At 51.7% G+C, this 14,411-nt stretch carries 12 protein-coding genes and 1 pseudogene; 5 read left to right on the top strand and 8 right to left on the bottom strand.

The genetic code is table 11. The features are described from left to right. Window positions 1-3 precede the first annotated feature (3 nt). Window positions 4-1,833 (bottom strand): phosphotransferase, encoded by a 1,830-nt coding sequence (locus ET524_RS08645; protein WP_236648294.1) that lies wholly within the window; start codon window positions 1,831-1,833, stop codon window positions 4-6. A gap of 108 nt (window positions 1,834-1,941) precedes the next feature. Next, on the bottom strand, window positions 1,942-2,784 hold the full coding sequence (locus tag ET524_RS08650; protein ID WP_129425017.1) for a LicD family protein: 843 nt from the start codon (window positions 2,782-2,784) through the stop codon (window positions 1,942-1,944). Between the two features lie 108 nt (window positions 2,785-2,892). Here ET524_RS08650 and ET524_RS08655 point away from each other — a divergent pair, with 108 nt between their 5' ends. Genes ET524_RS08655 through ET524_RS08665 form a run of 3 tightly spaced genes read left to right on the top strand, consistent with a single transcriptional unit; the run spans window position 2,893 to window position 5,854 of the window. Next, window positions 2,893-3,777, top strand: a complete 885-nt coding sequence (locus ET524_RS08655) for a glycosyltransferase family 2 protein (protein WP_129425019.1) — start codon at window positions 2,893-2,895, stop codon at window positions 3,775-3,777. Between the two features lie 12 nt (window positions 3,778-3,789). Continuing rightward, on the top strand, window positions 3,790-4,584 hold the full coding sequence (locus ET524_RS08660; protein ID WP_161566656.1) for a LicD family protein: 795 nt from the start codon (window positions 3,790-3,792) through the stop codon (window positions 4,582-4,584). A 7-nt stretch (window positions 4,585-4,591) separates the two neighbouring features. Then, complete coding sequence (locus ET524_RS08665; RefSeq protein ID WP_129425023.1) at window positions 4,592-5,854, top strand: lipopolysaccharide biosynthesis protein; 1,263 nt, start codon at window positions 4,592-4,594, stop codon at window positions 5,852-5,854. Window positions 5,855-5,951: 97 nt separating this feature from the next. Here the strand turns inward: ET524_RS08665 and ET524_RS08670 are convergent, their stop codons facing one another. Both ET524_RS08670 and ET524_RS08675 read right to left on the bottom strand, forming a co-directional pair. After that, the gene (locus tag ET524_RS08670; RefSeq protein ID WP_408005793.1) at window positions 5,952-6,863 is read right to left on the bottom strand and encodes a DUF6020 family protein; all 912 of its coding nucleotides are present in this window, start codon (window positions 6,861-6,863) and stop codon (window positions 5,952-5,954) included. Next, complete coding sequence (locus tag ET524_RS08675; protein ID WP_408005794.1) at window positions 6,766-7,563, bottom strand: hypothetical protein; 798 nt, start codon at window positions 7,561-7,563, stop codon at window positions 6,766-6,768. Before ET524_RS08675 ends, ET524_RS08670 begins: the two co-directional genes overlap by 98 nt. A 360-nt stretch (window positions 7,564-7,923) precedes the next feature. On the opposite strand from ET524_RS08675, the gene ET524_RS08680 reads away from it, so the two are divergent. Together ET524_RS08680 and ET524_RS08685 are read left to right on the top strand one after the other, a co-directional pair. Continuing rightward, window positions 7,924-8,376, top strand: coding sequence for a DUF4869 domain-containing protein (locus ET524_RS08680; protein ID WP_129425029.1), 453 nt, complete (start codon window positions 7,924-7,926; stop codon window positions 8,374-8,376). A 35-nt stretch (window positions 8,377-8,411) separates the two neighbouring features. After that, the gene (locus tag ET524_RS08685; protein WP_129425031.1) at window positions 8,412-9,341 is read left to right on the top strand and encodes a translation initiation factor 2; all 930 of its coding nucleotides are present in this window, start codon (window positions 8,412-8,414) and stop codon (window positions 9,339-9,341) included. 198 nt (window positions 9,342-9,539) lie between these two features. On the opposite strand, the gene ET524_RS11770 is transcribed toward ET524_RS08685, so the two are convergent. The 4 genes and pseudogenes from ET524_RS11770 to ET524_RS08700 form a co-directional block, all read right to left on the bottom strand. Beyond that, entirely contained in the window at window positions 9,540-10,199 is a 660-nt protein-coding gene (locus ET524_RS11770; protein ID WP_408005802.1) for a DUF4143 domain-containing protein, read from the bottom strand. Then, window positions 10,200-10,841: pseudogene (locus tag ET524_RS11985) on the bottom strand (ATP-binding protein). It abuts the gene before it with no gap. A 238-nt stretch (window positions 10,842-11,079) separates the two neighbouring features. Further along, window positions 11,080-12,360 carry an ATP-binding protein gene (locus ET524_RS08695; protein WP_129425033.1) on the bottom strand — a complete coding sequence of 427 codons (1,281 nt, stop codon included), beginning with the start codon at window positions 12,358-12,360 and terminating at the stop codon, window positions 11,080-11,082. 371 nt (window positions 12,361-12,731) lie between these two features. Then, the gene (locus tag ET524_RS08700; RefSeq protein ID WP_129425035.1) at window positions 12,732-14,165 is read right to left on the bottom strand and encodes an ATP-binding protein; all 1,434 of its coding nucleotides are present in this window, start codon (window positions 14,163-14,165) and stop codon (window positions 12,732-12,734) included. Between the last annotated feature and the right edge of the window lie 246 nt (window positions 14,166-14,411).

Below are 14,411 nucleotides of genomic sequence, written 5' to 3' on the forward strand. Positions count from 1 at the left end.
CGATTACTCCGCTTCCTTCCCCATCCACACGTCGGACAACGCGCACGGTTCGTAAGGGAACTTGCCCGAACCGCGTAGCGCATCGACCGCATTCGCATACTCAATGGCCGAACGATACCACTTATAGAGCCATTCGCCCATAGCGTTGCCCTGCGATTCCTTGTACATTGCCCACACGTACCAGTAAAACCCCACGACCGCCGTGCATGCCAAGCAGTGAAGCACCTCCTGCGCCGTTGCCGGACGACCGAAGTACAATTCCAGCACTGCAACGGACTCGGCAACGGAGTACCCCGAACCTTGAGCGAAGAAGTTTCCCAGGTCGCAGCCGTAATCGCCCATAGCTGCGTACTCCCAATCGATCAGGTGCATGCGATCGGGACCCACCAGCACGTTGGGGCCATAGAAATCGTTATGGCACATCACCGGCGCTGCTCCTTCGGCGGCAAGGCGCTGCGCAATTCCCGCAATACGCTCGCTCAGCGCATCGAAATCCGCCGGGAACGGATACCATTTGTCACGCAACAGCTTCGTCACATGCTGCGTTTCCTGAGCGAAATCGAACGACCACGGCGATGTTTCGCCGCTTTCGTGCAAACAACGCACAAGCTCAAGCGCGCCGCGCACGTGCTGCGGATTGCGGTAATCAAACGAGACGCAGCCGTCAACGTAGCGCGAAATCTTCCAACCCTCATCGGCTTCCGCAAACACATACGTGTCGTCAAGCCCCAAGCGCTTGGCCAGGCGCAGCGCATATGCTTCGCTTCGGCGGTTCACGATCTCCTCCGTGCCATCACCAGGATGTCGATACACATAGCGAACCCCATGTACGCTGAACAGCACCGACAGGTTCGTCAGACCCGCCTTCACCGGCTCGACGTCAACAATGTCTTCGCGCTCGCACGCAAGCGTCCGGCAAATGTTGTCCAGAATGGCGGAGTCCACGTTCGCCATGAAATCGCGGTCGAACGCGCATAAATCGCTAAGGTAGTCGAACTCGTACACCACGCCTGGCTCGAATTTATCGAGCATCATGGGCGGCAGCTCGCGCAAATGTTCCGCCAGCAGGTCCTCCCACAGTTTCGGTGCTGTTTCGGGCCGATAGTATTCCCGCCGCAGCACATCAAGAAACGCCTGCGAAAACGATACATCGAAGTAGGCATAGCCAAGCAGCGTCCACACTCCGGCGCCGCCTTGCTGCACGTGAGTGATCGTTCCGCGCGATGAACATTCGACACAGTGCTCAGCGGTTTCGCCCTCGGAAAACACCGAAGCATAGCATGCCTGGTATTGGTACGGCTCAAACACGTTGCGAGCATAGTAATTGTCCGACGAGCAGATATAGGTGTTGTGCAGCTTATCGGCCACCTGCATAAGCGTGCCGTTGTTGTTGCGTGTGGCGTATGTGGGGTTCACCACGATGTTCACGCCGAGCGCGTCTTCCAAGTAGAAGAACGCTTCCTTCATGTAACCAACCACCACGGTGATGTCGGTGATGCCCGCTTCCTTCAGCTGGCGAATCTGGCGCTCGATGAGCACTTCGCCACGCACCTCAAACAGGCCCTTCGGCTTTTCGTACGAAAGCGGAGCAAAGCGCGCGGAGATACCCGCCGCCATAATGATGGCATTATCGACCTTGTATGGCTCCAGCGCGGCATAGCCCTGCGGGGTCAGGCGGAAGCCTTCGGCCAAGCCATCATCGGCGCATAACCGCAAGATGCGATTCGCGGAACCAAGCGACATTCCGGCAGCCGCAGCAAGTTGACGCTGATTGGCAATATCGTGCTGCGCCAGCGCACGGAGCACGTTGAAAACGCTGTGCGATATGTCCACGTAAACAAACTCCTAGACTCGAACTCTTGGAGACGAGTCTAGGGTGAGTGTTCATTTTTGTAAAGGCTTTGTTAAATATGAACAGACTGCGCGAACGTAATCTTCTTGTTACATGCAATCGCCAAAATCCAACACACTGGGCGCATGATTACGGCGCTGGTTCTCAGGCGGAAGCTCATTCCAAGTCGGACCGTATTGCGTCCGCAAATACCCATCAATATCGGCAGGGGCGGAAAAGGTGTACCCCTCAAACTCAATTTCACTCGTCGGAAGCAGCATCTCACGAGGATATGGACTAACAGCAGCGTACGAGGATGCCATCATAAACGCCGTATTTGCATCATCGTAAGCCGCCTTCGCTGACGCATCGAACCCCTTGGCAATGCGCGATGGGTTCATAAAGGCTCGAACCAATACGTGGGCAACGCGGCAACCAAAGCGCTCAACCGACCCAAGCGCTCCAGAATGAGGAACGACAATATGCTTCGAGTGATACAGATACGAAAGGCTCTGCCACATTATGCAGCGCCGCCGCTGTCGCTTGGCTTTAGCAGAATCCGAGCATACGGCATCGTATGGGAAGATATCTATAAATATACCCTGATCGAATCCCGCCTCCTGCGATTCTTCCGTCTCGAAGCGTGTGCCCGTCAACATAACCTTTGCGAAAAGTGCAGCCTGGTGGGGATTATCCTCCGGGCGCGTAACGCAATAGCGGTCCCCAAGAGCCTCGGGTGCCACCGCAAGAAAACGCTCGTAGTCGTCTCGAGGCATACCCAAATCAACATCGTCATCCCAAGGGATGAATCCACCGTGGCGCCTGGCTCCCAAAATCGTCCCAGAATCCAAAAAATATGCGATACCGTGCTCTCGACACACGCAGTCAATATCCACAAGCATTCCCAGCTCCGTCAGCTGCAAGCGACGAAGTACTTGTTGGTTGTATTGCATCTATTCTCCCTACGTCTATCGTTTCAGCCCAAGCTGTATACATGCAGATAAGATATAATAGACTATTCTATTGCATTATCTTTCTCATGCTCAAGGAAGGCACAGCCAATGGCATCTTCTAATGAATTATGCATATTCACGCCAACATATAATCGTGCATATTGTCTTTCTGACCTGTTTGATAGCCTTTGCCGCCAGACAACAATGCAGTTTGAATGGCTTATTGTGGATGACGGATCGACCGACAACACGCAAGAACTCGTAAGTAACTTCCAAGCTAAAGGTCAGTTCCCGATAACCTATATCAAGCAAGCCAACGGAGGAAAGCAGCGCGCCTTCAATACCGGCGTCCAACATTGCAAGAGCGAATTGTTCATGTGCGTTGATTCCGATGACACAGTACCCGTTGATATGGTTGCAACGATTTTAAACAAGTGGGGCGAAGTGCACGACGACCCAACGATTGCCGGCGTAATCGGCATGGACGGAAAAGATGTCGCAACGCCCTTGCAAACAAGTTTTCCAAAAGGTTTGCAATTCACTACGATGTGGGATCTCTACTACAAACATCATCACAAAGGAGATGTAGCGGTAGCTCACAGGACAGAGATTTTAAAACAGTATCCTTTTGATGTCGCGCCAAACGAGAAGTTTATCGCCGAGACGTATGTGTTTCATCAAATTGATCAGCATTATAAACTCGCCGTCATTCCAAAAATTCTGATAATTGCGAACTACCGCGCAGATGGCTATTCGGCAAACGTTAGAAAAGTCACGCGCGAAAACCCAATTGGATATATGAAACTTAAGCGGATGTATATCGAATACGCTGAGACCTGGCGGCTTCGCTTCTATGAAACTATCCTTTATATGGTAGGGTGTCATTTCGCGCAGCAAAGCGGCGCCATTAGCAATGCACCTTACCGGTTTTTGGCAGCAGCTGCTTGGTTACCAGCGCAAATACTCTGTCACACTGTATACCGGCCAAAATAAGAAGTGATGAAGATGAAAGAAATCAGCGTCAGCGAACGCAAAAAGTTACAATTAGATATCCTTCAAAAAATCGATGTTCTATGCCGCGAACAAGGATTTCGATATTACTTAAATTCAGGTACCTTACTTGGCGCAGTGCGCCACAAGGGCTACATTCCTTGGGACGATGACATAGATATAACGATGCCTAGACCAGATTATGAAGCGTTCTACCGATTCTTCAAAGAAAACAACACCGACGACGAAATGCAGCTGATTTCGTATCGCGACAAAACATCGATATATCCATTCTTCAAAATGGTCAATCCAAAAACAATTGTGATTGAACACTACATTGATCCGAAATATCGCACGGGCGCATGGGTTGACATCTTTCCTCTTGACGGCGTTAAAAAGAACGACAGCGAACCATTCAAGTTAAACGCAAAAGCCCATGCAAAATATAATGTTGTTGTCGCTAATCCCAATTACGGAACGACTAAATTAAGAAAACTGGTTAAGCGAATCCTTGTTCCCCTATATCGCAAAAACGATATCTACGAAATCGCACGGAACCTTGATAACCAAGTTGCCTCTACACCAATATGCCCTGAAAACGACGTCGCGCTCGTGGTCTGGAGCTACGGAGAACAAGAGCGTATGCCTTACAGCATACTCGAAGCCACCGAACTAGAATTCGAGGGGAAAATGTTCCTTGCGCCTCGCGACTGGGATCAGTATTTAACATCCGTATACGGTCAATATATGGAACTTCCTCCTGTCGACCAAAGAGAAACCCACTTCTGCACTGCGTATTGGAAAGACTAGAACAAAAATGGCAGACAATGCGGATAACGGCCTTTCTCTAAAACAAAATATGTTTTGGAATTCGTTCGGCTCACTTGTATACCTAGGATGCCAGTGGCTCATTACCGTTCTGGTCGTAAGATTGACAAACGGTTACGATGTTGCTGGCATGCTATCTTTGGCAATGTCCGTTTACAACATGTTCTCGTCTCTTGCGTTGTACCGAATGTACACATATCAAGTTTCGGATGTGAAGCACGAAAACTCTGTTGGCGAATACTTTGCTTTCCGAATCCTCACTTGCAGCATTGCTTTGGCCTGCATAGCTGTCTACTCAATTGCAACCTGCGAACCAGCTGCTCTGCCTGCTATCATTGCTTATGCTGCATACAAAATCGCAAGCCTGCTCATAGACGTTTTGCATGGCCTTGATCAGCAATTTCGACGAATGGATCTTGTCGGAAAATCCCTCACCATGCAGGGCGTTGTTTCTCTGCTGATTTTTTGCATTGCGCAAGTACTCACAAGCAATCTCGTTATCACGCTCATTGCAATGACGGTAGCTATTATCGCAATAGGACTTTTGTACGATTTGCCGCAATCAACGCATTTCGAACCGCTAAAAATCGGAATCAGCCGTAAGAAAGCCTGGCATTTACTAAGCTATTGCTTCCCTATCGTGGTTGCCGCTGTCGCTTGCGGAGCGGCCCCATCGCTCCCAAAGCAGATCTTATCGTCAATGGAAGGCACGACCGCTTTAGGAATATACGCTTCTGTTGCAGCACCAGTGACCATAATTCAAATGGGCGCAAGCTATATTTACAACCCTTTGCTAGGTTACTTTTCCGAAGCGTATGCGAAAAAGGACATGCATCACCTGTTTCTTCTTCTTGTAAAAGCAAGCCTTGGAATAGCCGCACTCGGAATCGTTGCAGCAGTTGCTCTTGAATTCCTGGGAGAACCGATTTTGACGCTCATGTACGGAAGCGGCATCGCGCCGTACACATACCTTCTGATTCCCGCCATTATCTGCTCAATGATTACAGCTTATGTGTGGTTCTTGAACGATGTCCTTGTTGCACTCCGCAAGTTTCGTGGAAGCTTCATTGGCAATGTATGTGCTGCGGCTCTCTCAGTTCCTGCAGCATTCGCGTTCATACCGCTATTCGGAATGAACGGCGTCAGCTTTGCGAACATCGTTGCTTACGCAATAAGCGCCCTCATCATGATCATCTCCCTGGTCTCATCGTTTCGTAGCCGCACCCAATGCGCCTCAGATGCCCAGGAATAACTTCAATCCTGGGCACCAATAATCCGCAGCGTTGTCGCCGCTATCGCGGAAAGCCATATCACAGAATCAGCATTCCTACGATATGGTTTTCCGGCATCTACTCGTTCAACGAAAGGCGTATTTTTAAATCTTTATCCGCATGTAAATCAACGCTATTTCGTGGCTTCAAATCGCAAAAGCCAAATAGGAGAAACAAAGGAATCGCTAAATGGAGCGCAAACATATATCGAAAATCACTTGCTGGGGCCGCAAGCAGAAAAGTTGCCCACAATATGATGAATGGAATACAGAAGATTGCGCCTGAACATCGCTTCTTTATAACGGCAATGAAAAAGCAAAGAACCATAAGCCACGCCAATGATCCAATTGAATACAGATGCGGAAATGCTAATACGGCCAGATTTAGCGCATCATTCAAAAACGCTTCGCTGACTGGCCAGGAAAAGCCTGAATCAACGCTATCCTGCGTTGCAAAATCGCCAAGCCCCGAACCAACAACATACCAAGTATGAGACTTTAAACTCCAGTAGTCCTTTGTTTGGTCAATCCACGCTTTAACGTACGTTCCAGGATTGTTGATCCCTACACGCACCCAAGCACAAACAAATGATGCTTTGTTACTCTCGAGAAATTCATCGTTAAAATCAGGCGCGAATTTTATATAGTTCGGTGATGAGCTGTCATACAAACTTCCCCAGCTTTCAAGCGGGAGAATCTGAGCAAGAAATACCTGGTCTTCCTCGGAAATGTCCCCTCCATCGTGAATGGCTTTTCCAATTTGCTGCAACGGCACGCCAATTGCTTCCGAAAAATGAGCCGGGACAACATTTGCGAAAGAATAAATCGGGCCGGTAATCACGCAGTACAACAGCGCAACGCAAACGGTCAATCCACCCAAGTATTTTCTAAAATCACGAGATACCGCAAAAACGAATATCGCCATGGTCGCGATAACGGCAATGAACCCGTTGCTTCGAAGCAGACAGCAAGCCAACGCTATGAGCAGCACGCCCCCCCCGAAGCAGATGAGCGGCATATTGTTTCGGGTTCACCTTAATATCTACGAGTAGCAAGGCAAAGCAGGCAAATAGCCCAGAGAAGACGACATCTTTCCAAACCGTTACAGAATACCAAACCAGCAACGGGTCCCAAAGCAGAAACGCAAAGCACGCGAGAGTGAGCGCTGGCCGAAGAAAAAGCTCGGACACCTTACGAACAATAAAGCCACAGCACAATGCCAGCACAAACAGATGGGCGAACGCGACAATCGCTGCGCTCGTCGCTTGAGAGAATCCAAACAACATGCAGGCGTTATATATGATGTAAATAAGGAAAACATACGCAGCAGGATGATGATTGTTGAGAGTATCGTAACGAAAATGATCGGATTCGAAAGGCATCCCAGAGACCATTTTCAATATATCGATGCTATCGGTAGAAAAACATCCCGGGTACAAAGGAGCAAGGCCGAGTACCACCCATATCGCAATGAATGAAACCGCCGCAAATGCAAACAAACGCGTTCCACCATTTCGCGATCGCTCGCATTCGCCAGGCTTAAAGGAGAATCTTGCGAGCAAAGACAAAACCACGAATACGAGAACGCCTAGGGGAAACGCGAGCGCGGCGCAAGATACCAAACCACTTCCGTTAGAATACAGAGGAAGCGTCAAAGATAGTGAACATGCGGCGGAGAAGACAATCCCCAAAAGGCAACCCTTGCTCGAGCCAAATGACAATATGAGATACGAGGAAATCTGTTCACAGATATTGCTTTTGGAATTAGCTCCAAAGCATGCTTCGGTTTACCGTTTGTCATCAAATAATACCGAGCCTCTCACTATTGATTGAATGCGATGCAGAAATAATAGGATATCTTAGAAATCCTATGTCAACAACTTCACAACTTTGGAGAAGAACTCTAGTAGGGCTCGACGCCGTAATCGGAAAGCAACTGCGCGCACAAACGCCAAGTCGTTCCTGAGCCCCGCATTCCGTCGCTTTTGTTGCGCGTGCCGCCCTTCCGCTTCGCTGGTATATACTGAGCCTCTAGCGAAGAAAGGTTGCGCATGCTCACGATTCACTACGGCGATATGGACGGCGTGGTCTACAACACGTCAGTTTATTTCAACAACGTGTACTCCCCAGAATGGTTCGAGGACCCCTTTGCCCAAAAGGTTATCAAGGCGGTCGATCGTGGCGTTGTGCTGGGACCGAACGCTATCGAAACGAAAATTCTGGGCGTCATTCCCCCCGAGAAGCTATCAAGCGGAACTAAAACGCTCCTCCTTATGCATTTCATGCCAGAGCGCGTTTACAACGCCTCGAACTGCGGCGACAACTGTGCGCGATGGATACTGGCAATCGGCAAGGCTCAGGACATCACGATCAACCTGTACCATCTTATGAACTTCGGCAATCGCCGCTTCACCATCCACGTGGCGAACACGAGCGAAACCGTGCACACCATGGATGAACTTGTTTTGGTTGCAGGCAAGTGCCTAAGGGAGGCTGCGCAATGAAGGGGTCTTACCAGGTCATAGCGCGCAACAACAAGGTGCAGATCAAGCTGACGATATCGCGAAACCTCACCATCCTGCAAGGAAACAGCGCAACCGGCAAAACAACCTTGATCGAGTTGATTGCCGCCTACGACGAGCTTGGCGAAGACAGCGGCGCCTTCGTCAACTGCGCAGCGCCTTGCAAGGTCCTGGCGGGGCGTAACTGGATGCACGACCTAGCCGCTATCGAGAACAGCATCGTATTCGTCGACGAAGATAACGCCTTCATGCGAACGTACGAATTCGCACACGCAGCGCGCCACAGCAGCAACTACTACGTACTGGTCGCGCGCGAATCGCTGCCGCAGCTGCCCTACAGCGTGGACGAGATCTACGGGCTTAGAAACACCAACCGATCGACCACGAAATATCCCGTGTATTCGCGCACATATGCTTCAACATACCGCGTTTATGGCGACGCCTCTTTCGATGGCTCAAGACCGGATGTGGTTGTTGTAGAGGATAGCAATTCAGGGTTTGAGTTCTTTAACGCTTTGTGCAAGCGCAGCGGCATCCCCTGCATAAGCGCTGGCGGGAAATCTAACGTTTACAACGCCGTACTCGAACGGCAAGAAAGCAACGTACTTGTCATCGCAGACGGCGCAGCGTTTGGACCCGAAATGGAACTTCTGACCTCGCTCCAAAGGTTCAAGAATATCCAGCTTTTCCTTCCCGAATCGTTTGAGTGGCTTGTACTGCAATCAGGGCTGTTCAACGACAAGCAAACGCGGGATATGCTTGCGAACCCCGCCGCATACATCGAGAGCGAAAGCTTCTTTAGCTGGGAGCAGTTTTTCACCCACGAGTTGATTGAGAAGACGCAAGGAACGTACCTGGCCTACGACAAATCAAAGCTCAGCAGTGCGTATCTTGATGACCATGTGAGCAAGAAGATCGAAGGGCGCTTGCCGCAACTTGGGTTGTAGCCCGTGAGCTAGCGCTGTCGCAGAGCCGCAAAGCCCCTCTACCGAAAGCGCTGGTTTACGTATTCGCCGAAGCCGGGCAGGGCGAACGAGAAGCTGCCGTCGACGCCCTCTTCAATGACGCCGGCGTCGAGCAGGCGCTGCGGTACGTCGACACAACCTACTTTACGGCTCGGTTTGCTCGCAAAGCGCGTCGCTCCGCTAGCCCCACAGCCCCTTGTTCGCGACGGCGTAGAGCGGGACGTTGCGCATCCAGTCTTGCTGGCGGTAGGGCGAGAGCGAGAAGCGCACGGCGTTCACCTGCGGATTCGCCTGCTTGAACGCGCGCAAGCTTTTTGCGCGCAGGTTCTCTTCCGCCTTGACCTCCATTGCGTACACCGCCCCCTGGTCTTGCGCAAGGAAGTCGATCTCCCCCGTCGAGCTCTTGGCCGACCAGTAATAGGGCCCAACGCCGCAATCGGAAATCAGCTGTTGGCACACATACTGCTCCGTTAAGGCCCCTTTGAATTCGGTGAAGATCCCGCTTCCCTGCACGATGCTTGCGGCATCGACGCCGCTCATGGCGCCAAGCAGCCCGATGTCGAGCAGGAACACCTTGAACGCCTTGTGGTCGTCATGTGCAGACAGCGGAAGCGCAGGTTTTTTCACCCGGGAAACCGTGCTGATAAGGCCCGCCTGCTGAAGCCAAATGAGCGCATCCTCGAAATCCTTCGCACGAGCACCTTCGCGAATGTGCCCAAAGACGAACTTCTTGTTTTTGTGCGAGAGGTGCGCCGGAATAGAATGCCACGCATCAAGCGCCTTCGGGAACAGCCGCATGGGCATGCGCTTGGCGAAATCGCGGGTATAGTCCTCCAGAATTTAATTCTGCAATGCCCTGACCTGGGCGAAATCATCGCTTTCAACATACTCGTTCACCACTGCAGGCATGCCGCCAACTAAGTAATACGTTTTCAACGCAAGGACTTCGCGCTCGGAGAACGCCGCCATGGTCTGCGTGTCCTGCGAGTCGAGCAGCAGGCGCAGCGACCGATCGCCCGTCGCGTCAAGATATTCGCGAAAGCTAAGGGGGTGCAAGTTGAGGGTTTCGACCTTGCCGACCGGATAACCCGAGCCCTCGTGCGCCGACAGGCCCAGCAACGAGCCCGCCGCCGCAACCGCATACGCAGGAAGCTCCTCGCAAAAATACTTCAACGCCGTGATTGCGCGCGGGTTGTCTGAATTTCATCGAGAACGATAAGCGTGGAACCCGGCTTGATCTCCTGCCGCGTTGCAAGCGAAAGCCCCCATGAGAACGCGCTGGGCATCGAAGCCTTCGTCGAAAAGTGCACTTGCCGCCTGATTGGAATCGAGGCTCACGTAGGCAACGTTGTCGAACTCGCGCTTGCCGAATTCCTTCAGCAACCACGTTTTCCCAACTTGGCGCGCCCCGTTGAGGATAAGCGGCTTTCTGTTAGCCTTGCTCTTCCAAGCAACAAGCTGCTCCATCAAATAGCGCTCCATAAGCACCTCATTCCATGTTCCGCCTAATTTCTGTCAATTTCCCCACTTTTAAGGCCTAAGAAGTGGGAAAAATCGCATTTTCCAGGCGGAACATGACAAACGCTTCTTTTCGAACTTCGTGCGCTGCTGCATATGCGGGCCAATCGCAATATCAAAACCTGAGCGAAATCGCGCAGCATTACGCTCTGCAACGTTTTTCGCGACACACCTCAGACAGCTGCACACACTCATCTAGACCTTAGGCGGTTAGACACGTTATGGGAACCACGAACACGCCATCGTTGCGTCGCATCGCGTAACCACCCGGCGTCAAAACCGCGCAAAATGCAGGCTCGCCCATAACCGTCGTGTCAATCTTCTCCTTCAGCGCAAGCAGGCTTTTTGCGCCGTCATCAGCGAACGCCGACCCGAGTTTCGCCTCGAACAGGGCGTAGCGGCCATCTCTCAGCTGAACCACCGCATCCGCCTCGCGGCCCGATTCGTCATGGTAATGAAACACTTCTCCACCGAGAACCTGCGCATACACGCGTAAATCCCTTACGCACAGCGATTCGAACAGAAGCCCCATCGTCGACGTATCCATAAGCAGCGCCCTCGGCCCAATGCCAAGTGCAGCCGCGGCGATGGAGGGGCACGTAAAATGTCGCGTCGGCGTCTTCGTTATGCGGGATCTGGCATGCAGCGAAGGCGTCCAGGCCGAAAGCTCTTGAATGACGTATAGCCTTCTCAATGCCGCAAGGTACCCGTTTACCGTGTCTCGCGATAAGTCGATATCGCGGTTCTTCAAGTCTTTGTTGATGGATGCCTGAGTTGCCTGCGACGAAACCACGCGAGCGTACTCCTGCATGATCAAGCGGGCATATTGTGGATTTCGGCTCACCCCATCAGCACGAGAAATATCCTGCTCCGCGATGGTGGTCAGGTAGTCGCGAGCAAGCTCAAGCGAGTCTTCCTTATCGGGCAAAGTCACCGCACGAGGCCAGCCGCCACGGCATATGAGGTACGCCATCTCTTCAACATCGCATTCGGAATACCCCGAGCAGTCGGTTTCACCGTTAAACAGCGCCGCCAGCGACACCTCGGCGGTAGAGTCCCTCGATTCCGCAAGGCTCATAGGGCTCATATCGACCGATGCAATTCGGCCAGCGCCAGAATGCGAAGGCGCCGAGGCGGGGGTTGCAGATCCCGTCAGCAAAAAGCGTCCCGGCTCATCGCATTCGTCGACAGCAAACCGGACAGCATCCCAAAGCTGCGGCGCATCCTGCCACTCGTCGATAAGATGCGGAGCTGCACCTTCAAGCAGCACCGAGGGCTTCGTGTTTGCAAGCAGCAGATAATCTTGCCGCTTATCGGGATCTTGCATCATCGTCCAACTTGATGCGTGCTGCAATGCAGACTGGGTTTTACCGCACCATTTCGGTCCCCTGACCTCAACAGCGCCGATATACCCCAGCTTTCGCTCAATAAGCCTATCAACAAAGCGAGGAAGATACCGATTTGAATTCAATTTCGCACTCATAGCAGGGTCCTTCCTGCGAAAACAACCGATTGCAAAGATTATAACCAACCAATTGCGAGGTTTTCAACCAACCGATTGCGAAATTTTTGACCAACCGATTGCGAAACATGTAGCAGTCAAGTTTCGCAGCGCAGCGGATTGCGTAGCAAATAAACGGCGTAATCGTCACTAGTCATGCGAAATCTCCTTGGTACTCGACTGCATGGCAGCTGGTACCCACCAGAGAGGCGGTGCCGAATGGAATATCGCCGGTGCTAAACAGCAATAACGCCTAGGTGGGCGAGCGGTGCTCAACCGCAACAACGATGGCATCGATTAACGCAAATACTCATTTCGGTAGTTTCAGCTTCGGCTTGCGACGCTTTTCGCGGTTACCAGGTTGGCGGATCAACGCGCAGTGAGGTTCTTGCTTCACTGGGCCGCTCAAAAGCGCCAACGTCAGCATTGAGCCGCTTGGTCAGGCTGCTGATCGAGTAAAGGGGCAGATACGACACGACTTTCCCGCACTTCTCCTTTTCTCGAGCAGCGAATTCGGAAAGCACTACTGCCTCGGAAATACCGAATTCATCTGCGGAAAGCAGATTGTTTAAGGCGCTATGAATCTTGTAATCCTTGCCGGACTTCACTTCAATCGGCAGCACCTGAGCCTCGTTGGTCTCAACGACGAAATCAACCTCACCGCGCCGGTTGTTGTGGTAGTAGCGCAGCTTAACACCTGCCGCCGCAAGCTCCTGAGCGACGAAGTTTTCGTAAACCGCGCCGAAATTCACGCTTTTGGCACCGGCAAGAACATCAGCGGCCACCTCGATGGGATTGCGGGACATAAGCATCCCGCAATCATGCGCATACAGCTTGAAGCGCGAGGACTCTTCAGTGCGTGCAAGCATGAACTTAGGCTCCGTAACGTTAACCGCCTTAAGCGCAGTCTTCGCGCCGACAAGCCATGCGAAATCGTTCGCAAACCGTTCATAACGCGCCTGCTTTCGTAACGAGTTCAACTGAAAGCGCTTGTTTTCCTTGGCAAGCTGCTGCGGAATCTCATCGTAGATAGCCTTGACCTGCAGCGACCTTCCGTTCGCATATTTGGCAATGTCTTTCCGATACAAACGGACAAGGTCATTAAGAACCTCACGAACAGCACTTAAATCGTGCGAGGAATCGAGGTATGTTTGCACGGCCTCAGGCATACCGCCGATTACAAGGTACAGGCGGAACAGGTCGATAAGCTTCCCGTGGACTTCGTCAGAAATCGCACCCGGACCGCCGTTGCCAACGCCGGCCGAGTCAAGCACCATTTGAGGAACGTTTTGCGCCCAGCAGAATTCCTCAAACGTCAGAGGGTACATATGGAGGATGGTCATATACCCAACGGGAAACGACTTCACTTCCGTCAGCTCGACGCCAAGCATCGAGCCAGACATGACAACATCGAATCTGCCGTCTTCGAGCAGGTACTTCGAAATGGTCACGATGTTCTGCGCCTTTTGCACTTCGTCGAAAAACAGCAGCGTCTTCCTATCGCCAAGCGGTTTGCCAGAAATAAGGGAAACCATCTCGACAACCTGACGAGCGTCTTGCGCTTTACCAAGAAGCTCGACCGCGCGGGCATCGTTAAGGAAGTCGATTTTGATGTAACTGGCGTATTCGTTGCGCGCAAATTCCTCGATGAGGAACGTTTTACCGATCTGACGTGCGCCGTCGACCAGCAGCACCTTTCTTTTTGCAGCCGCCTTCCACCGCAGCAAAGCATCATAGGCCATTCGTTTTAGCAATGCAATCCAATCTCTTGGCACTAACACAACCATTTTTAGCTGCTATTTGTACATTATCACAACTAAATTTTGGCAGCATTTTGGCATTTTCACAACTTTGGCGAAGGATTCAAGGCTCCCGCGATTGCAGCAGGCAAATTACTGCAATAAGCATGCAATAACCTTAGAGCTTGATGGACTTTTCGCATGCTCATGCGAAAAGTTCCTCGATTCCTGTCGTTTTATCAACCGCTAGCGCCCACACTTAGCAATTGCATGATGGCCCAGAACACTCATCGG

This window comes from Senegalimassilia faecalis, assembly GCF_004135645.1.
GTDB classification, from domain to species: domain Bacteria; phylum Actinomycetota; class Coriobacteriia; order Coriobacteriales; family Eggerthellaceae; genus Senegalimassilia; species Senegalimassilia faecalis.

Coding starts and splice junctions, on each gene's coding strand:
- ET524_RS08650 (WP_129425017.1), bottom strand. CDS start 2,784: ATGCAATACAACCAACAAGTACTTCGTCGCTTGCAGCTGACGGAGCTG.
- ET524_RS08655 (WP_129425019.1), top strand. CDS start 2,893: ATGGCATCTTCTAATGAATTATGCATATTCACGCCAACATATAATCGT.
- ET524_RS08660 (WP_161566656.1), top strand. CDS start 3,790: ATGAAAGAAATCAGCGTCAGCGAACGCAAAAAGTTACAATTAGATATC.
- ET524_RS08665 (WP_129425023.1), top strand. CDS start 4,592: ATGGCAGACAATGCGGATAACGGCCTTTCTCTAAAACAAAATATGTTT.
- ET524_RS08680 (WP_129425029.1), top strand. CDS start 7,924: ATGCTCACGATTCACTACGGCGATATGGACGGCGTGGTCTACAACACG.
- ET524_RS08695 (WP_129425033.1), bottom strand. CDS start 12,360: ATGAGTGCGAAATTGAATTCAAATCGGTATCTTCCTCGCTTTGTTGAT.
- ET524_RS08700 (WP_129425035.1), bottom strand. CDS start 14,165: ATGGTTGTGTTAGTGCCAAGAGATTGGATTGCATTGCTAAAACGAATG.